Raw genomic sequence first — 18,553 nt, forward strand, 5'->3', positions numbered from 1 at the left:
GCATCCTTTGCTTTTTTTGCAAAAAAAAGGAAAGATATAGCGTACAGCCTGACCTAAGCGGAGTTTACGTAGCGCGGGGCACGCCCAAAAAAAAGAATTAAAAGAGTAAAATAAGAACGTTTTGGGCAGTAAGGAAGTTGAATTTCTTTTAAAAATTATCAAAAATTTAGGAAAGCTACGCTCTAAAATGATGTAATTTGGCACTTTGATTACTTTTTTTAAACTTTATTGACACTACATATGAACACTATAAAAATACTTTGGGTTGATGACGAAATTGATTTGTTGAAACCACATATTTTATTCCTAGAGAAGAAAAATTACGAGGTAACTACTTGTAATAATGGCTTAGATGCAATTACGATATTTGAAGAAAACAATTTTGACATTGTTTTTTTGGATGAAAATATGCCTGGAATGAGCGGATTAGAAACACTTTCAGAAATGAAGGAAAAAAAATCAGCAATTCCTATGATCATGATTACCAAAAGCGAGGAAGAATATATTATGGAAGAAGCAATTGGTTCTAAAATTGCTGATTATTTAATCAAACCCGTTAATCCGAACCAAATTTTACTGAGTTTAAAGAAAAACTTAGACCATTCGCGCTTGGTATCGCAAAAAACGACTTTGGATTACCAAAAAGAATTCCGCAAAATAGCCACTGAAATGGGTATGGTAAATTCCTTTGAAGATTGGATTGAGTTGTACAAAAAATTAATTTTTTGGGAATTAGAGCTCGAAAATATTGACGATCAAGGCATGATTCAGATTTTAGAGTCGCAAAAAGTAGAGGCCAACTCGCAGTTTGGAAAATTTATTGAGCGCAATTACGAAGATTGGTTTGCTCCGATGCCTAAAAAAGTTGCTAGTGTTAGCGATGCCGACCGTCCAATACAATCACATACTTTGTTTAAGGAGTTGGTATTGCCGGAATTGAAGAAAAAAGACAAGCCGATTTTGTTTGTTGTGATTGACAATTTGCGTTACGACCAATGGAAAACTTTTGAAACTGTTGTGGGCAACTACTATAAATTGGAAAAAGAAGTTCCCTACTACTCTATTTTACCGACCGCAACGCAATACGCCCGCAACGCCATTTTTTCTGGATTAACACCTTTGGAAATGGAAAAACAGTTTCCGCAATACTGGAAAAACGATCCTGAGGAAGGTGGTAAAAACTTGTTTGAGGCCGAATTTTTATCAGCACAAATCAAACGTTTGGGATTGAATATCAAAGAAGACTATTTTAAAATCACAAGTCTAGCCGGCGGGAAAAAATTAGCCGAAAGCTTCAAAGCACTAAAAGAAAACGACTTGGTTACCATAGTCTATAATTTTGTGGATATGTTATCGCACGCAAAAACAGAAATGGATGTGGTAAAGGAATTAGCATCAGATGACAAAGCTTACCGTTCTTTGACTTTGAGTTGGTTTAAAAATTCGCCTTTGCTTGAAATTATTCAGCAGGCGCAAAAAATGGGTTTCAAACTTATTTTAACTACTGATCATGGTACCATTAACGTCAAGAATCCATCAAAAGTAGTAGGCGACAAAAACACGAGCTTAAACCTGCGTTACAAAACAGGCAGAAGCTTAACCTATGAATACAAAGATGTGTATGCCGTGAAAGAACCAAAAAATATTGGTTTACCTGCCATAAATATGAGTAGTTCTTTTATTTTTGCAAAGACAGATTTGTTTTTGGCTTACGTAAACAATTACAATCATTACGTGAGTTATTACAAAAATACGTACCAACACGGTGGTATTTCGTTAGAAGAAATGATCATTCCGTTTTTGGTATTTAATCCGAAATAAGTAAGCAGTATCAGTTTGCCATGCATCGATTGCTCTTTGAATGGCAAACTTTAAACCCTTTTTATAAAAATGACTACCATTTTTTCAATTGACCAATTAGCAAACGTTGCACAAGCTATACTGGAGCAAAACCCATCAAAAGTGATTCTTTTTCACGGCGAAATGGGCGCTGGCAAAACCACTTTAATCAAGGAACTTTGCCGCACATTGGGCGTACGAGGCGCAACGAGTAGTCCAACTTTTTCGTTGGTAAATGAATACGAAGCAGCCAATAATCAGTTAGTGTATCATTTTGATTTTTACAGGCTGAATAAGGAAGAAGAAGCCTTGGATATGGGCGTTGATGATTACTTGTACTCTGGACATTTTTGTTTTATAGAATGGGCCGAAAAAATTGAGAATTTAATTCCACCCGTACATTCTGTGATTACGATCACAGTGTTACCCGACGGAAACAGATCATTAACCCTAAGCTAATCATCATGTCAATCACATCGACTGTAACCATATTTCCTTATACTCCCGCTTTAAAAGAACACATAAAAACACTTAATTTAGAGTGGCTTACCAAATTTTTTAAAGTAGAACCCAAAGACGAAAAAGTGCTCTCGGATCCGCAGGGAGAAATTATTGATCAAGGTGGTTTCATTTTTTATGCGCAATACCAAAATGAAATAGTAGGAACTGCGTCACTCCTCAAAATGGAAGAAGGTGTATTTGAATTAAGCAAAATGGCAGTTACTGATGCAGTACAAGGTTTAGGAATTGGCAAGGATTTGCTACAACATTGCATTGATTTTGCCGAAAAGGAAGGCTTTAGCAAGCTTGTTTTGTATTCAAACCGAAAATTACATTCAGCAATACATTTGTACCGAAAATATGGCTTTGTCGAAATCGAATTGGAAGACGGCGTGTACGAAAGAGCAGATATAAAAATGGAAAAACCGCTGACTCAAAATGCGGTTTAAAAAGCTTTTTTTTATTGTATTTCAAGTCAAATCGTAGCCAACTTTTGCGTAAATTGTACCCTTAAAATTCAAAACCAATCATGTCCATCACTATAACGCCATTTTCCAAACAAGATCTTTTACCTCAAGAGGAAAAATTAGAAGTAGCCCGCCATAAGAGTGAACTTTTTATTGGAATCCCAAAAGAAACCAGTTTTCAGGAGCGCCGCATTTGCCTCACGCCAGATGCAGTAACTTCATTAACATTTCAAGGGCACCGCGTAATGATTGAGGCTGGCGCTGGTTTAAGCTCAAGTTACACTGACAAAGAATACAGCCAAGCCGGTGCCGAAATTACCAACGACACTCAAAAAGTTTTCAGTTGCCCTATGATTTTGAAAGTAGAGCCGCCTACTCTTGCAGAAATCGACATGATGCAACCGCAAACTATTTTAATATCAGCCATACAACTCAAAACGCGCAAAAAAGAATATTTTGAGGCTTTGACCAAAAAGAAAATTACAGCACTCGCTTTTGAATATATTAAGGACGAAGGCGGGACCTATCCTGCAGTGAAATCCTTGAGCGAAATTGCAGGAACAGCTTCTATTTTAATTGCTGCCGAGCTCATGATTACCAATGAACTAGGCAAAGGATTATTATTTGGCAATATCACAGGCGTTCCTCCTACTGATGTGGTTATTTTAGGAGCAGGCACCGTGGGCGAGTTTGCGGCTAAAACCGCCATTGGTTTGGGTGCTACGGTAAAAGTTTTTGACAACTCCATTACCAAGTTACGCCGCTTGCAAAACAATTTAAACCAACGCATATTTACCTCTACTATTCAACCTAAAGCTTTGCTCAAAGCCTTGCGTCGCTGTGATGTTGCCATTGGGGCCATGCGTGGCAAAGACCGTTGTCCGGTTATTGTTACCGAAACTATGGTGGAACACATGAAAAACGGTGCCGTAATTGTTGATGTAAGTATTGACACCGGAGGTTGTTTTGAAACTTCCGAAGTTACCTCGCACGAGAAACCAACTTTCATCAAAAACAATGTGTTGCACTATTGCGTGCCTAATATCCCGTCGCGCTATTCCAAAACCGCTTCCCTCTCTATCAGTAATATTATCTCGCCTTATTTGATCCAAATTTCCGAAGATGGTGGCATCGAAAGCGCCATTCGTTGTGACAAAGGACTCAAAAACGGCGTGTACATGTACCACGGAATCCTAACGAACAATGCCATTGCTGATTGGTTTAATTTACCAAGTAGCGACATTAATTTAATTGTTTTTTAATAGAACTTTCAGCTACCTTTGCACAAAAAATAAACACATGAAGTTAGTTCACCGTTTTGCTTATTACTTGGTTGGTATGGTTCTCGGCCTGTTTTTTGTAGGCCTCGTTTTTAGTGGCAAGGACACACGCTGCAACTATTTCCCAAATGCCAGAGTCCTCAACGACCTTCGAAACAAACCCTTCTATTATTCTGAAAAAGCTACCAGAGTAATGCAGGAAAAATGGATTGATACAGCCGATATCAAAAATACCTTGCAATTTGGCGATGTTGATTTTGACCAAAGCAACGTTAAAAAAGAGAACGGAAAACTTTATGTTATTGAAGGAAAAACAGTAAAAAATCAAGCCGTTACTCTAAAAATAATCAACTACAGCAACAAAGCCGTTCTCGACGAAATTATCAAAAAATAGTCTCTTTTCGGTTTTTATTCTGGCGTGCCCCTACGCAAAAGCTTCGGGTCCTGCTGTACGTTCCCGCTTTTTTGGGGCGGCTAAAAAAGCTGCCCCAAAAAGAGCTCCACTGCCATCAGTCACGCAAAACAGTGGTTGTTGGCGTTTTTTTTACCCCACATTTCCGTTCAAAACCCAATTGATAGTTTCTTTATCTTGTGATTTTAAATAGGTATTTACTTGACTAAAATGTTTGTTTCCAAACCACTTGCCTTGATTGGCACTCAGTGGCGAAGGATGTCCGCTTTCAAGTACCAAGTGTTTGTTGCGGCCAATCAATTTTCCTTTTTTTTGCGCAAAGCCACCCCAAAGTAAAAAAACAACCCCTTGTTTATCGGCATTGATTCGCTCAATAATTGCCGTTGTAAATTCTTGCCAAGGCAAGTGTTTGTGGCTGTTAGCGCTGTCTTTCCGCACGGTTAAAGTCGCATTGAGCAACAACACTCCTTGTTTGGCCCAAGCCAATAAATTGCCTGATGAAGGCAACAAAATTTCGCCCAAATCATCATTTAATTCTCTAAAAATATTGCGTAACGAGGGCGGAATTGCCACACCATCGGATACAGAGAAACAAAGTCCGTTTGCCTCGCCTGCTCCATGATACGGATCTTGACCAATAATGACCACTTTTATATCCTCAAACAAACACTGGTTCAAAGCTTCAAAAATCAATTCCTGTGGCGGATAACAAGTATGTTGCGCATATTCTTGTGCTACTGCCTCTTGCAAAGCAGCCACATACGGTTTTTTCAATTCTTCTGCTAAAACAGCTTGCCACGAAGGGTGCAAATTGGGTATCATTTTCATTTGTAATTTAAAACCAAAGATACATTCATTTTGGTTCAGGACAGCTTTTTTGACCAACCTAAACATTATTTAATTCTTTGTGAAAATATGTTAAAAAAGGCAGTAATTGGTTATTTTTGTGCCACAAAAGACCCAACGATACATGATATCAATTACTGAAAAAACATTACAAGATTTACAGTTTCCTGTAATTCTTGACACCATATCTACCATTTGTAACACCGAAATAGGAAAACTAAAGGCGCTAGAAATCACACCTTTTAGAGATAAAGACACTTTGATACAAGCCTTGTTGCAAACTTCAGAGTATGTTTCTTCTTTTCAAAACAACAACGCCATACCCAATCATGGGTTTGATGCCATTACACACGAAATTAAATTTTTGGCCATTGAAGATAGTTTTCTGGAAGTAAGCAGCTTTCGAAAAATTGCAAACTTATCGGCAACGGTCAATTTCATGTTGCAATTTTTACAAAAATTCGAAGAGTATTATCCTAACCTAAACCACCGCGCCAAACAAGTCACTTTGACCAAAGACATCATTCACATGATTGACGATGTAGTCGACAAGTACGGCGAAATTAAAGACAATGCCTCACCTGATTTGCTTAACATACGGAGGAGCATGAACGCAGTCCGAGGAAAAGTCAATCAAAGTTTTGGTACTGCTCTAACCCACTACAATTCATTGGGTTATTTGGATGATATTCGCGAAAGTTTTGTTCAAAACCGACGCGTTTTAGCCGTTTTAGCTATGTATCGCCGTAAAGTGAAAGGTTCGATTATGGGAAGTTCAAAAACAGGCAGTATTGCTTATATTGAACCCGAAGCAACCTTACAATATTCGCGTGAACTAAGCAATTTAGAATACGAAGAAAAAGAAGAAATCACCCGAATTTTAAAATTATTATCGAACCAAATTCGTCCTTTTTTACCATTATTGGTGCAATACCAAGACTTTTTAAGTGACATTGACGTTATCGCCGCAAAGGCCAAATATGCCAATAAAATCAACGGAATTCTGCCAACGATTACTGAAGAACGTCGTTTGTATTTTAGAGATGCCTACCATCCTATTTTGTATTTGAACAACAAACAAAAAGACGAAATTACGCATCCACAAACCATAGAATTGGGGCAAGAAAATAGAATAATTGTGATTTCAGGACCTAATGCCGGAGGAAAAACAATCTCGTTAAAAACTGTTGGTTTGCTGCAATTAATGCTACAATCTGGTATGCTAATTCCGGTGCACGAGCGCAGTGAAACTTTTTTATTCGACCGTATTTTAACTGATATTGGCGACAATCAATCGATAGAAAATCATCTGAGTACCTACAGTTACCGATTGAAAAACATGAACTATTTTTTAAAAAAATGCAACCGCAAAACCATGTTTTTAATTGATGAGTTTGGTACAGGATCTGACCCGGAATTGGGTGGCGCTCTTGCCGAAATTTTCCTCGAAGAGTTCTACCACCGTGAAGCTTTTGGAATCATCACGACACATTATTCTAATTTGAAAATTTTGGCTAACGAATTGCCTTTTGCAACCAATGCCAACATGTTATTTGACGAAAAAACACTGGAACCCATGTACAAATTGGTTTTAGGCCAAGCCGGAAGCTCTTTTACTTTTGAAGTGGCTTTAAAAAATGGGATTCCATTTAGCTTAATCAACAGAGCCAAAAAGAAAATTGAAGTAGGCAAAGTACGTTTTGACAAAACCATTGCTACTTTGCAAAAAGAGCGTTCAAAACTCGAAAAAACATCGCAAACCCTCAAAGAAGAAGAGTCTAGAGCGCGTGAAGAGGGCAAAAAAATGGAGACCATCAATGTCAAAATCAAACAAAAACTAGAGAGTTATCAAGAGTTGTATGATAGCAATCAAAAGACGATTTACATTGGTCAAAAAATTGAAGACATCTCTGAGAAATATTTCAACAACAAGAACAAAAAAGAACTCATAGGCGAATTTTTGAAAATCATTGAAATAGAAAATTCAAAACGTAAAAAAGCAACTGCCAAAGAAAGCAAAGCCCAACTCGAGAAAAAGAAAGAGATTATTGAGGAAGTAACTGTTCAGGTAGAAGAAATTCGAAAAGAAAAGAAAGAGAAAAAACAAAAAGTGGTGGTTGAAAAACCAAAACCGATTTTAAAAATTGGCGATCGCGTACGCATGTTTGACGGTAAAGCTGTGGGAACAATTGACAGTATCGAAAAAAACAAAGCCACAGTAAACTATGGTGTATTTACCTCGAAAGCGAGCCTCGAAGTTTTGGAATTGGTAGAAGCTGTGAAAAAATAAATACTTTTTTGAATTTTTCTGATAAAAATAAAAATTCACATAATTAGTTTTGACAAAAGACAAGATGCAAAATTTACCAAAAGACAAAAAGATAATCATTTTTGATGGCGTATGTAATTTGTGCGATGCAAGTGTGCAAAAAATAATAAAACACGACTCCAAAGATGTTTTTCGCTTTGTAGCCTCGCAGTCAACCTTAGGACAGGAAATCATTAATTATTTAGGAATCGACACTACAAAAACCGACAGTATCATTTTATATCAGCCCGGTGTAGCTTATTATTACAAAGCTGAGGCTGCGTTTGAAATCGCGAAAGATCTTGGTGGCATTTTTGTTTTTGGACCACTTATTAGTTGGTTGCCTAATACTATTTTAAATTCAGTTTACGATTATGTAGCTAGTAATCGCTATAAATGGTATGGTAAGAAAGAGGCTTGCATGGTTCCTTCAAAAGAAATTTTGAATAAATTTTTAGTATAAAGTCTTGCTGTAATTACAAACAAAAAAAAGGATAATCGATTGGATTATCCTTTTGTGTTTAGTAAAATCAATTCTTAACTACGAATCAATTTTCTGTATTTCAATCGTTTTGGAGTTAAATCACCACCTAAACGCTTCTTTTTGTTTTCTTCGTATTCAGAGAAACCACCTTCAAAGTAATACACTTCTGAATCTCCTTCAAAAGCTAAGATGTGTGTACAAATACGGTCTAAAAACCATCTGTCGTGTGAAATCACCACTGCACAACCTGCAAATTTCTCTAAACCTTCCTCCAATGCACGAAGTGTATTTACATCCAAATCGTTCGTAGGCTCATCTAATAACAGAACGTTACCTTCTTCTTTTAAAGTCATAGCTAAGTGCAAACGGTTGCGTTCTCCACCTGAAAGCATCGAAACTTTTTTGTTTTGCTCACCGCCTCCAAAGTTAAAACGAGAAAGATAAGCTCTTGAATTTACTTGCTTTCCTCCCATCATAATTAATTCCTGTCCGTCAGCAAAATTTTCCCAAATTGATTTATTTGGATCGATGTTAGAGTGCGATTGGTCAACATAAGCAATTTTTACCGTCTCTCCTACTGAGAATGATCCGCTATCTGTTTCTTGCTCGCCCATTATCATTTTGAAAATTGTAGATTTACCCGCACCATTTGGCCCAATAATTCCAACAATTCCTGCTTGTGGCAGAGTGAAATTCAAGTTGTCGTACAGTAGTTTTTCACCAAACGCTTTTGCTACATTTTTTGCTTCGATAACATTTGTTCCTAAACGCGGCCCGTTCGGGATATAAATTTCTAGATTTTCATCTAGTTGTTTTTGATCTTCGTTCAGCAACTTATCATAGTTTTGCAAACGCGCTTTTTGTTTGGTTTGACGCCCTTTTGCACCTTGACGAACCCAGTCTAACTCACGCTCCAAGTTTTTTCTACGTTTAGAAGCTACTTTTTCTTCTAATGCCATTCTGCTTGACTTTTGATCCAACCAAGACGAATAATTTCCTTTCCAAGGAATACCTTCACCACGATCTAATTCTAAAATCCAACCCGCTACATTATCCAAGAAATAACGATCATGCGTTACTGCAATTACAGTACCTGCGTATTGTGCCAAATGCTGCTCTAACCATAAAACCGACTCCGCATCTAAGTGGTTGGTTGGCTCATCAAGTAACAAAACATCCGGTTGTTGCAGCAACAAACGACAAAGTGCTACACGACGACGCTCTCCACCAGAAAGATTTTTAATTGGCGTATCTCCCTCAGGTGTGCGTAAGGCATCCATAGCGATTTCTAGTTTGGTATCGATTTCCCAAGCACCTAAAGCATCAATTTTATCTTGTAATGCCGCTTGACGATCCATCAATTTATCCATTTTATCTGGATCAGAATAGTTTTCTTCTAAGCCAAACAAATCGTTGATTTTGTTATATTCTTCAAGTACAGCCATCGTTTCAGCAGCACCTTCACGCACAATTTCGATAACTGTTTTTGTCTCATCCAAAATTGGTTCTTGCTCTAAATAGCCAACTGTGTAGCCTGGAGCAAAAACAACATCGCCTTGGTAGTTTTTATCAACTCCTGCGATAATTTTTAATAAAGATGATTTTCCAGATCCGTTCAAACCTAAAATACCAATTTTAGCTCCATAAAAGAAACTTAAATAAATATTCTTAAGTACTGGTTTATCAGCTCCTTGGTAGGTTTTACTCAATTTTGACATTGAGAATATAACTTTCTTATCGTCTGCCATGATTTATCTTTTTTTTAATGTATTTTTTCTAATTTTTAATTAAATGTAGTTTACAAACGTCCTTTTAAAGAACTAAATACCCAAGCGTTAGCAAAAAAACCAACTCCTACAGCAGCAAAGCCCCAGCCAGCGACATCATCATAACGAAAAGCTCCTAGTGCAATAAGCAAAAGCCCCATTAATATCATAATTAAAGTAGCCCAACCTAAAATTGTATTTTTATTCATTCCCATATTTGTGGTGTTACATTTTTGAAATCCTGTTACTCATAACGGGCTACAAATATCGTTCTTTTGAGTTTTAATTGAAAATTTTATAAAGCATTTCTCGTAGTAAATCAGATTGCGACATTTGATTAGCGCCTACTCCTTTGCTCTTGACATCAATTTCGCGCAAAGCGCCCACGATTTGGCTTACTTTTTTCATGGGATAATTTTTTAAGGCTAAATCGTATTCCTTCATAAAAAATGGATTTATACCAAGTACAGCTGCCACATTTTTCGGGTTTTTGTCCTTTAAACCGTGGTATTTTAAAAGCTGTATGAAAAATCCAAAAACCAAACTAGTAGTTACCACCATTGGATTGTCTTTTGGATTTTGGGCAAAATTGGCTGCAATTTTGTATGCTTTGAGTTGATTGCGTTCCCCCAAAGCTTTTCGCAATTCAAAAACATTATAATCTTTACTAAAACCAATATTCTCCTCAATGTCTTGTGGCATTATAGTGCTTCCTGGTGGTAGAATTATTTGTAGTTTTTCGAGTTCATTATTTATTTTACTCAAGTCGGTTCCCAAAAACTCAACAAGCATAGCATTAGCTTTAGGGTCGATACCATATTTTTTACCTGACAAAACGCGTTTAATCCAATCGCCTACTTGGTTTTCATACAATTTTTTACTTTCGAAAACCAACCCGTTTTTAGCCAATAATTTAGTTACCTTTTTTCGTTTGTCTAAAGTTTTATATTTGTAACACATCACTAAAACCGTGCTTGACATGGGGTTATCGGCATAGTTTTCCAATTTTTCAATGTTACGCGACAAGTCTTGGGCTTCCTTGACAATAATCACTTGACGATCTGCCATCATAGGGTAACGTTTGGCTGCAGACACAATATCATCAATTGTTACGTCGCGACCATATAAAACCGTTTGATTGAATCCTTTTTCCTCTTCTGTTAAGACTTTTTGCTCAATAAAATCAGAGAGTTTGTCAATATAATAAGGTTCTTCACCCATTAAAAAATAAATAGGTTTGATAACTCCATTTTTAATATCGGTGACAATTTTTACAACTTCGTCCATAAAATGTGGTGTTTTAGCAAAAGTATGGAGCGAAATAAAAAGCATTCCTGCTATTTTACGCCACCACTTTAAACTAAATACTTATTTTTGCCGCATGCAGCAATTACAATTTTCTTCTTTTCAATTTCGTTTCAAAAATAGCGAAAATAAAACAGCAATTTTTGATGTTATTCGTAAAAAATTCATCATTCTTACACCTGAAGAATGGGTCAGACAGCATGTCATTCACTTTTTGATAGAAGAAAAAAAATATCCAAAATCACTCATCAATGTTGAGAAAGTACTTCAAGTGAATGGCTTGCGCAAAAGATATGATGTGGTTGTTTACTTAGCAGACGGCAGTATCTATGTACTAATTGAATGTAAGGCTCCCGAAATAAAAATTTCGCAAGCCACTTTCGATCAAATTGCACAGTACAATATGACCTTGCAAGCACAATATTTAATGGTGACTAATGGTTTGAATCACTATTTTTGCCAAATGGATTTTCTAGAAGAAAAATACCAATTTTTGAGAGACTTACCCGATTATCCAAACGTTACCATTTAAAATCTAAAAATGAAAATAGCCGTTGTTATATTAAATTGGAATGGAGTTCAATTGCTCGAAAAGTTTTTGCCATCAGTGGTTCAATATTCTCCTGAAGCAGAGATTTACGTCGCCGATAATGCCTCTACTGATGCATCAATAGCTTTTGTAAAAGCCCACTTCCCTGCTGTTCAAATCATTCAAAATAATGGAAATTATGGTTTTGCAAAAGGATACAACGAAGCTTTAAAAAATCTACAAGCAGATGTGTATGCTTTAGTAAACTCTGATATTGAGGTAACACCAAATTGGTTAACCCCAATTGTAAAAACATTTCAAGAAGAACGCTCAACAGCAATCATACAGCCAAAAATTTTAGATTACAAACAAAAGCAACTATTTGAATATGCGGGTGCAGCCGGCGGATTTATTGACAAATATGGGTATCCGTATTGTCGCGGCCGCATCTTCGATACGATCGAAAAAGATAATGGACAGTACAACGACAAACGAACTATTTTTTGGGCATCGGGCGCTTGCTTTTTTATTCGCACCTCCGTGTACCATGAGTTGAAAGGTTTTGATGATGATTTTTTTGCACATCAAGAAGAAATTGATTTGTGTTGGCGTGCCAATAATAAAGGTTATCAAATAAAATATGTACACGAAAGTACCGTTTTTCATGTTGGCGGAGCAACATTGCAGCAAGGCAATCCCATGAAAACCTATTTGAATTTCAGAAACTCCTTGTTTATGTTGACCAAAAATTTACCAAGAAAAAAATTGTTTCCAATTCTTTTTACAAGAATGGTTTTAGATGGACTTGCCGGAATACAATTTTTAACACAAGGAAAAGTGAAACATTTCTGGGCAATATTAAGAGCGCATTTTTCTTTTTATCAGGGATTTAGAAAGCATTATAAAAAACGGGATATGGTGCAAATGGCACAGTATTTCCACATAAAAAGTATAGTTTATCAATACTTCATTAAAGCTGGCAAGGTCTTTGAGCAATAAGTTTTAACAATTAATTGTACTTTTGTAGACTGTTTAATTAACACTTTAAACCTATTTTTGTAAAACAACAAAATAATTATTTATGAAAAAAATCGTATTAGCATTATCCGTAATGGCACTTTTGACCTCATGCGTTTCTAAAAAGAAATACACTGAGTTAGAAGCTAGAAACAAAGAAACTCAAGATTTATTAAACACTGCTACTGTAAAGTTAAATGCTTGTTTAGAAGAAAAAGCGGGACTTGCTGCTACAGCTGCCACTTTAAAAGAGCAAAATCAAGGTTTAATCAGCGTTTCGAAAGATATGACGGTTTTATCTACAAAAGGTGCACAAAATATTGAAAAAGCCCTTGAATCTATCAAGGAAAAAGATTTAAAGATAAGCAGAATGCAGGATGCTTTAACTAAAAAAGACAGTGTTACACTAGCTTTGGTTACAAGTTTAAAAAGTTCTGTAGGTATCTCTGACCCAGATATCGAAATCAATGTTGAAAAAGGAGTTGTATTTATCTCAATTGCTGATAAATTGTTATTCAAAAGCGGTAGCTATGATGTAACTGACAAAGCTAAAACAGTTTTAGCAAAAGTTGCAAAAGTGGTAAATGACAAACCAGATTTTGAATGTATGGTTGAAGGTCATACTGATAATGTTCCTTACAACGGTTCAGGAGTATTGTTAGACAACTGGGATTTAAGTGTAAAACGCTCTACTTCTATCATTCGCGTATTGACTAATCAATTGGGTGTAAAACCGGAGCAATTGATTGCTGCAGGAAGAAGTTCATACATTCCTTTAGTAGCTAATGATTCTGCTGAAAACAGATCTAGAAACAGAAGAACGCGTATTGTAGTATTGCCAAAGATTGACCAATTTTACGATATGATCGAAAAAGAAATGAAAAAACAAAAACAATAATTAATTTTGTGTTTTAATGAAAAAATCACCTCTCGCGAGGTGATTTTTTTTTGCATTCATTTAAAATAAAAAAGGCAGATCCTAAGACCTGCCCTTATGTATCCTCAATTTTTCTTTAACAACCAATTAAATATAATTAAGAATAGCATGCTATATATTAAGTTTTACTGATGCGATTTTTGTAAATATAGATATTAAAATCAAAATACCCAAAATCAAGCCAAAATATTATTTGTCAGACGAAAAACTAAAAATATCGACAATAGACAGCGAAACGAATAAAATACTTATAAAAACTACTGATTATCCATAAAACAGTGAAATGCTATAAAATATCCAAGCTACCTTTTCCTTCACGAACAACTACTGGCTCAAAATCAGATAAATCGATGATGGTAGAACCTACATTATCTCCGTAACCGCCATCAATAACAAGATCAACTAGATTTTGCCACTTTTCAAAAATCAGCTCCGGATCTGTTGTGTATTCAATCACATCATCTTCATCTCGAATTGAGGTTGATACAATTGGATTACCTAATTGTTTTACTAATTCCAGAATGATGGAATTATCTGGAACACGAATTCCGACTGTAGTCTTCTTTTTAAATTCTTTTGGCAAGTTATTATTTCCGGGTAAAATAAAGGTATACGGTCCTGGCAAAGCACGTTTTAGGATTTTAAAAGTAGGCGTATCAATTTGTTTTACGTAATCGGATAAATTGCTTAAATCATGACAGATAAAAGAAAAATTAGCTTTCTCCAGTTTAATTCCTTTGATTTTGGCAATGCGTTCAAGTGCTTTTGTATTAGTAATGTCACAACCCAATCCGTAAACCGTATCGGTTGGATAAATCACCAATCCTCCTTCTTTTAAAACCTTCACTACTTTTGCAATAGCGGCCTCGTTGGGTTTGTCTTCGTATATTTTGATAAACTGTGCCATTTATTTTTAAGTTTAAAGTTTAAAATGTTTAAGGTTTGAAGTGCTTTTTAATGACATCTTTAAACCTTAAACTTCAAACAAATTTTTATCCAATAATATCCAATTTCGCAAAGCGCAGTAATAATTTTTTGATGCCACCTACTTCAAACTTGATTTCTGCTTTTTTATCAGCACCAGCTCCTTCCAAATTAAGAACTTCGCCTTTACCAAAACGTTCATGCATAACCACATTTCCTATTGCCAATTGATTGTCGAATAAATTACTTGTTCCTGAGCCAGCATTAGAACCAACTGGTTTTAATTTTCGAACATTAATTTCTGGTTTTGGTCCTGGAGCACTTGTTTTAGGTGGCGGAGTTCCGTTGGATGGTTTTGCTAATCGCAGTTTAGATTTATCAACATCGCCAAAAATATCGCTGTCAATCATTGGTTTAAATCGGTAATTACTCTCTGCTGGAGTTAAATACTCTAAATATTGAGGGTCAATTTCTTCAATAAATCGTGATGGTTCACTATCGGTCAGTTTGCCCCAGCGGTAACGCGATTGCGAATAAGTTAAATATGCCTGGTGTTCGGCACGTGTTAAAGCTACGTAAAACAACCTACGCTCCTCTTCAAGCTCACTTCTGGTGCTCATACTCATGGCACTAGGAAACAAATCTTCCTCCATACCCACCACAAAAACGTGCGGAAACTCAAGTCCTTTGGCCAAGTGAATGGTCATAAGAGCCACACGATCCTCATCGCTAGTATCTTTATCTAAATCAGTAGCCAAAGCGACGTCTTCCATAAATTCAGCCAAAGATCCTCTTGCGCCATCAACTTCAATTTGTCCTTCGGTAAAATCTTTGATACCATTTAAAAGCTCTTCGATATTTTGAATTTTTGCCATTCCCTCAGGAGTCGCATCTTTTTTGAGTTCTTGAATTAAACCTGTCTTTTTAGCAACATGTTCAGCCAAATAAAAAGCATCTTGATTTTCATTAATTGCTTGAAAACTCTGAATCATGGTCACAAAATCCAATAACTTTTGTTTGGTACCAGAGTTAAGTTTTAAATCAATTCGTTCAATATTTTGCATCACTTCAAACAACGAACGTTTGTAATGATTTGCGGCAATTGTGAGTTTCTCGATGGTGGTATTCCCAATCCCTCGTGCAGGGTAATTGATAACACGAATCAACGCTTCTTCGTCTTTTGGATTCAAAACCAAACGCAAGTAGCATAAAACGTCTTTTACTTCCTTCCTTTGATAAAATGAAAGTCCACCGTAAATACGATACGGAATGTCTCGTTTGCGTAGCGCATCTTCCATGGCTCTCGATTGCGCATTGGTGCGGTACAAAATAGCAAAAGCGCCATTGTGGAGTTGATTTTGCATTTTTTGTTCCCAAATTGTACTGGCAACAAAACGGCCTTCTTCATTATCGGTAAGGCTACGATGCACTTTTATCTTGGGTCCAAAATCATTGGCTGTCCAAACAATTTTATCCAGCTTGACTTTGTTTTTATCAATAATCGTATTGGCCGCCTCTACAATATTTTTGGTAGAACGGTAATTTTGTTCCAAACGGAAAGTTTTTACACCTTCGTAATCCTTTTGAAAGTTTAAAATATTATTGATGTTGGCACCTCTAAAAGCATAAATACTTTGAGCATCATCACCAACAACACAAATATTTTGAAATTTATCCGACAATGCGCGCACAATTAAGTACTGCGAATGATTGGTATCTTGGTACTCATCAACTAAAATATATCTAAAACGATTTTGGTATTTGGCTAAAATTTCAGGAAAACGCGTTAAAAGCTCATTGGTTTTCAAGAGCAAATCATCAAAATCCATTGCACCTGCTTTGAAACAACGGTCTACGTAATTTTGATAAATTTCGCCCATTCTTGGTTTCTTCGACATGGCATCAGCCTCCTGAAGTTCCGGATTATTGAAATAAGCCTTTACCGTAATCAAACTGTTTTTAAAACTAGAAATGCGTCCTAAAACCTGCTTTGGTTTGTAAACATCACGATCAAGCTGCATTTCTTTGATAATTCCTGAAATGGCACGCAACGAATCCTGAGAATCGTAAATAGTAAAATTAGACGGATATCCTAAATGTTCCGCTTCTGAACGCAAAATTCGAGCAAACACAGAGTGAAAAGTACCCATCCAAAGATTTTTGGCTTCGCCTGCTCCAACGATATCTGAAATTCTTTTTTTCATTTCGCGCGCGGCCTTGTTTGTAAAGGTTAACGACAAAATGCTAAAAGCATCGATGCCTTGGTGCATCAGGTAAGCAATACGAATGGTGAGCACCCTTGTTTTTCCGGAGCCGGCACCCGCAATGATGATCATAGGACCGTCCTTTTGCAAAACAGGTTCGCGCTGGGCTTCATTCAGTTGATCGATATATTTGTGCATGGAGAATAATATAGTTTAAGAGAACAAAAATAGGCATTTTGAGCGAGCTTTGGAACATCAAAAACAACATTTACGCTGCCGCAAAAGCTAGAAAGTAACGTTGCATTTAAGATCATTTTTATTTAAAAAACACATCGTAGGCAAACCTAGTCAAGGTGCCAATTACTACAATCAAGAAAAAGATTCTGATAAATCCATTGCCTTTATTTATAGCCAATTTAGCTCCCAAAAAACCACCAAAAGCATTACTTGCAGCCATAGGCAAGGCTATACTCCAAATGATTTTTCCTTTGATAAAAAACAAACAAATAGAACCAAAATTAGTCGCTAGATTCACCATTTTGGCATTGGCACTGGCTTGTAAAAAGTCGAAACCCATAATAGCTATAAACGCTACTACCAAAAAACTTCCTGTGCCTGGTCCGATAAAACCATCATACAACCCTATCACAAAACTGATGGAAACAGCATTCCAAATTTGGGTTCTGGCAGAAGTATCTTTTGTTTTCTGTTGTCCGAAATTTTTATTCGCATAAGTGTAAATCACCAAAAACGATAGCACAACGAGCAATAAAGGTTTCATAAAATCATTGCTCACATATGTCAGTAAAGTTGATCCTAAAAAAGCGGAAGGAAGTGCCAAGGCCATCATTATTGCTAATAATTTCCAATTCATACTCACTTTCTTTAGGTATTGGTAGGCCGCAATTGAAGTACCACTAAAGGCAGGAATCTTGAGTGTGCCAATTACAGTTGCCACTAGAAGATTTGGTAATAACACCAATCCCATTGGAGTTTGAATCAAGCCTCCACCGCCTACAATTGCATCAATAAATCCCGCACAAAAAGCAGCCAAACACAATAAAGGTAAAATGTAGTTTTCCATCGTTAATTTTTCAAAGCTGAAACAAAAATAGTATTCCACCACCTTATTAGCTAAGAATCCTAAGTTGATTTGTACCTAAAAAAGTATATTTTTGCTTTTTGATTAATACTATAACAATCGCCATGGATACTTCTAAATTAATTGACATTCTTGCTTACACAGTACCATCACTTGTAACAGGCTGTGTAGCCTATTATTTTTTTACCGCTTATTTTGCAGAAATGCAGCAAACAAGAAAATTTCAGTTACAAAATGAAGCCAATAAACAAGCTTTACCACTTCGTTTGCAAGCATACGAGCGATTGACCTTATTTTTAGAACGAATTAATCCGAATAAACTATTGTTGCGCGTGTCTCCTATTAGTGACAATAAAAACGATTATGCTAATTACCTAATCAGTCAAATAGAGCAAGAATTAGAACATAATTTAACACAACAACTATACATCTCTGATGAAGCTTGGACTATTATTCTTACCGCAAAAAACAGTACGATTCAAATGATTCGCAAAGTAGCTAGTGAAGCCAACGTAAACAATGCCGATCAGTTACGAGAACAATTGTTGCAACAATTTTTAGAAAAACAAACTCCGAGTCATGCTGCCCTAGCGTTTTTGAAAAATGAAGTGGCGGAAATGTGGTAAAATCAC

At 36.3% G+C, this 18,553-nt stretch carries 18 protein-coding genes; 11 read left to right on the plus strand and 7 right to left on the minus strand.

The genetic code is table 11. From position 1 onward, the window contains the following. Nucleotides 1-240 precede the first annotated feature (240 nt). The 5 genes from porX to KBJ98_RS09940 all read left to right on the plus strand — a co-directional run bounded on the left by porX (nucleotide 241) and on the right by KBJ98_RS09940 (nucleotide 4,481). Entirely contained in the window at nucleotides 241-1,821 is a 1,581-nt protein-coding gene (gene porX / locus KBJ98_RS09920) for a T9SS response regulator signal transducer PorX (RefSeq protein WP_210790203.1), read from the plus strand. Nucleotides 1,822-1,890: 69 nt separating this feature from the next. Beyond that, on the plus strand, nucleotides 1,891-2,298 hold the full coding sequence (gene tsaE / locus KBJ98_RS09925) for a tRNA (adenosine(37)-N6)-threonylcarbamoyltransferase complex ATPase subunit type 1 TsaE (RefSeq protein ID WP_210790206.1): 408 nt from the start codon (nucleotides 1,891-1,893) through the stop codon (nucleotides 2,296-2,298). A gap of 5 nt (nucleotides 2,299-2,303) precedes the next feature. Next, on the plus strand, nucleotides 2,304-2,789 hold the full coding sequence (locus KBJ98_RS09930) for a GNAT family N-acetyltransferase (protein WP_210790209.1): 486 nt from the start codon (nucleotides 2,304-2,306) through the stop codon (nucleotides 2,787-2,789). 80 nt (nucleotides 2,790-2,869) lie between these two features. Then, nucleotides 2,870-4,069, plus strand: a complete 1,200-nt coding sequence (locus KBJ98_RS09935; RefSeq protein ID WP_210790211.1) for an alanine dehydrogenase — start codon at nucleotides 2,870-2,872, stop codon at nucleotides 4,067-4,069. Between the two features lie 37 nt (nucleotides 4,070-4,106). Next, nucleotides 4,107-4,481: a DUF4258 domain-containing protein gene (locus KBJ98_RS09940; protein ID WP_210790212.1), complete on the plus strand. Its 375-nt coding sequence runs from the start codon at nucleotides 4,107-4,109 to the stop codon at nucleotides 4,479-4,481. Nucleotides 4,482-4,631: 150 nt separating this feature from the next. Here the strand turns inward: KBJ98_RS09940 and ung are convergent, their stop codons facing one another. Then, entirely contained in the window at nucleotides 4,632-5,321 is a 690-nt protein-coding gene (gene ung / locus KBJ98_RS09945) for a uracil-DNA glycosylase (protein ID WP_210790214.1), read from the minus strand. A gap of 148 nt (nucleotides 5,322-5,469) precedes the next feature. Between ung and KBJ98_RS09950 the strand changes: the two genes are divergently transcribed. Further along, nucleotides 5,470-7,635, plus strand: coding sequence for an endonuclease MutS2 (locus KBJ98_RS09950; RefSeq protein ID WP_210790215.1), 2,166 nt, complete (start codon nucleotides 5,470-5,472; stop codon nucleotides 7,633-7,635). Between the two features lie 64 nt (nucleotides 7,636-7,699). Then, a complete protein-coding gene (locus tag KBJ98_RS09955) occupies nucleotides 7,700-8,116 on the plus strand; it encodes a thiol-disulfide oxidoreductase DCC family protein (RefSeq protein ID WP_210790216.1) in 417 nt (138 codons plus the stop codon). A 74-nt stretch (nucleotides 8,117-8,190) separates the two neighbouring features. On the opposite strand, the gene ettA is transcribed toward KBJ98_RS09955, so the two are convergent. The 3 genes from ettA to holA all read right to left on the minus strand — a co-directional run bounded on the left by ettA (nucleotide 8,191) and on the right by holA (nucleotide 11,190). Continuing rightward, a complete protein-coding gene (gene ettA / locus KBJ98_RS09960) occupies nucleotides 8,191-9,885 on the minus strand; it encodes an energy-dependent translational throttle protein EttA (RefSeq protein ID WP_210790217.1) in 1,695 nt (564 codons plus the stop codon). Nucleotides 9,886-9,935: 50 nt separating this feature from the next. Continuing rightward, entirely contained in the window at nucleotides 9,936-10,118 is a 183-nt protein-coding gene (locus KBJ98_RS09965; RefSeq protein WP_166134592.1) for a CAL67264 family membrane protein, read from the minus strand. A 67-nt stretch (nucleotides 10,119-10,185) separates the two neighbouring features. Further along, on the minus strand, nucleotides 10,186-11,190 hold the full coding sequence (gene holA / locus KBJ98_RS09970; protein ID WP_210790344.1) for a DNA polymerase III subunit delta: 1,005 nt from the start codon (nucleotides 11,188-11,190) through the stop codon (nucleotides 10,186-10,188). Nucleotides 11,191-11,284: 94 nt separating this feature from the next. Between holA and KBJ98_RS09975 the strand changes: the two genes are divergently transcribed. From KBJ98_RS09975 to KBJ98_RS09985, 3 genes are all read left to right on the plus strand, one after another. Further along, on the plus strand, nucleotides 11,285-11,740 hold the full coding sequence (locus tag KBJ98_RS09975; protein WP_210790218.1) for a type I restriction enzyme HsdR N-terminal domain-containing protein: 456 nt from the start codon (nucleotides 11,285-11,287) through the stop codon (nucleotides 11,738-11,740). 9 nt (nucleotides 11,741-11,749) lie between these two features. Next, nucleotides 11,750-12,736, plus strand: a complete 987-nt coding sequence (locus KBJ98_RS09980; RefSeq protein WP_210790220.1) for a glycosyltransferase family 2 protein — start codon at nucleotides 11,750-11,752, stop codon at nucleotides 12,734-12,736. A gap of 82 nt (nucleotides 12,737-12,818) precedes the next feature. Continuing rightward, the gene (locus KBJ98_RS09985) at nucleotides 12,819-13,652 is read left to right on the plus strand and encodes an OmpA/MotB family protein (RefSeq protein WP_210790222.1); all 834 of its coding nucleotides are present in this window, start codon (nucleotides 12,819-12,821) and stop codon (nucleotides 13,650-13,652) included. 325 nt (nucleotides 13,653-13,977) lie between these two features. On the opposite strand, the gene KBJ98_RS09990 is transcribed toward KBJ98_RS09985, so the two are convergent. From KBJ98_RS09990 to KBJ98_RS10000, 3 genes are all read right to left on the minus strand, one after another. Further along, complete coding sequence (locus KBJ98_RS09990) at nucleotides 13,978-14,598, minus strand: L-threonylcarbamoyladenylate synthase (protein ID WP_210790224.1); 621 nt, start codon at nucleotides 14,596-14,598, stop codon at nucleotides 13,978-13,980. Between the two features lie 85 nt (nucleotides 14,599-14,683). After that, on the minus strand, nucleotides 14,684-17,017 hold the full coding sequence (locus KBJ98_RS09995; protein WP_210790227.1) for an ATP-dependent helicase: 2,334 nt from the start codon (nucleotides 17,015-17,017) through the stop codon (nucleotides 14,684-14,686). A 118-nt stretch (nucleotides 17,018-17,135) separates the two neighbouring features. Continuing rightward, nucleotides 17,136-17,903: a sulfite exporter TauE/SafE family protein gene (locus KBJ98_RS10000; RefSeq protein ID WP_210790230.1), complete on the minus strand. Its 768-nt coding sequence runs from the start codon at nucleotides 17,901-17,903 to the stop codon at nucleotides 17,136-17,138. A gap of 122 nt (nucleotides 17,904-18,025) precedes the next feature. Between KBJ98_RS10000 and KBJ98_RS10005 the strand changes: the two genes are divergently transcribed. After that, on the plus strand, nucleotides 18,026-18,547 hold the full coding sequence (locus KBJ98_RS10005; RefSeq protein ID WP_210790232.1) for a DUF7935 family protein: 522 nt from the start codon (nucleotides 18,026-18,028) through the stop codon (nucleotides 18,545-18,547). Nucleotides 18,548-18,553: the final 6 nt, after the last annotated feature.

The sequence above is a fragment of the Flavobacterium erciyesense genome (assembly GCF_018069925.1).
Lineage (GTDB): Bacteria > Bacteroidota > Bacteroidia > Flavobacteriales > Flavobacteriaceae > Flavobacterium > Flavobacterium erciyesense.

Coding starts and splice junctions, on each gene's coding strand:
- porX (WP_210790203.1), top strand. CDS start 241: ATGAACACTATAAAAATACTTTGGGTTGATGACGAAATTGATTTGTTG.
- tsaE (WP_210790206.1), top strand. CDS start 1,891: ATGACTACCATTTTTTCAATTGACCAATTAGCAAACGTTGCACAAGCT.
- KBJ98_RS09930 (WP_210790209.1), top strand. CDS start 2,304: ATGTCAATCACATCGACTGTAACCATATTTCCTTATACTCCCGCTTTA.
- KBJ98_RS09935 (WP_210790211.1), top strand. CDS start 2,870: ATGTCCATCACTATAACGCCATTTTCCAAACAAGATCTTTTACCTCAA.
- KBJ98_RS09940 (WP_210790212.1), top strand. CDS start 4,107: ATGAAGTTAGTTCACCGTTTTGCTTATTACTTGGTTGGTATGGTTCTC.
- ung (WP_210790214.1), bottom strand. CDS start 5,321: ATGATACCCAATTTGCACCCTTCGTGGCAAGCTGTTTTAGCAGAAGAA.
- KBJ98_RS09950 (WP_210790215.1), top strand. CDS start 5,470: ATGATATCAATTACTGAAAAAACATTACAAGATTTACAGTTTCCTGTA.
- KBJ98_RS09955 (WP_210790216.1), top strand. CDS start 7,700: ATGCAAAATTTACCAAAAGACAAAAAGATAATCATTTTTGATGGCGTA.
- ettA (WP_210790217.1), bottom strand. CDS start 9,885: ATGGCAGACGATAAGAAAGTTATATTCTCAATGTCAAAATTGAGTAAA.
- KBJ98_RS09965 (WP_166134592.1), bottom strand. CDS start 10,118: ATGGGAATGAATAAAAATACAATTTTAGGTTGGGCTACTTTAATTATG.
- holA (WP_210790344.1), bottom strand. CDS start 11,190: ATGGACGAAGTTGTAAAAATTGTCACCGATATTAAAAATGGAGTTATC.
- KBJ98_RS09975 (WP_210790218.1), top strand. CDS start 11,285: ATGCAGCAATTACAATTTTCTTCTTTTCAATTTCGTTTCAAAAATAGC.
- KBJ98_RS09980 (WP_210790220.1), top strand. CDS start 11,750: ATGAAAATAGCCGTTGTTATATTAAATTGGAATGGAGTTCAATTGCTC.
- KBJ98_RS09985 (WP_210790222.1), top strand. CDS start 12,819: ATGAAAAAAATCGTATTAGCATTATCCGTAATGGCACTTTTGACCTCA.
- KBJ98_RS09990 (WP_210790224.1), bottom strand. CDS start 14,598: ATGGCACAGTTTATCAAAATATACGAAGACAAACCCAACGAGGCCGCT.
- KBJ98_RS09995 (WP_210790227.1), bottom strand. CDS start 17,017: ATGCACAAATATATCGATCAACTGAATGAAGCCCAGCGCGAACCTGTT.
- KBJ98_RS10000 (WP_210790230.1), bottom strand. CDS start 17,903: ATGGAAAACTACATTTTACCTTTATTGTGTTTGGCTGCTTTTTGTGCG.
- KBJ98_RS10005 (WP_210790232.1), top strand. CDS start 18,026: ATGGATACTTCTAAATTAATTGACATTCTTGCTTACACAGTACCATCA.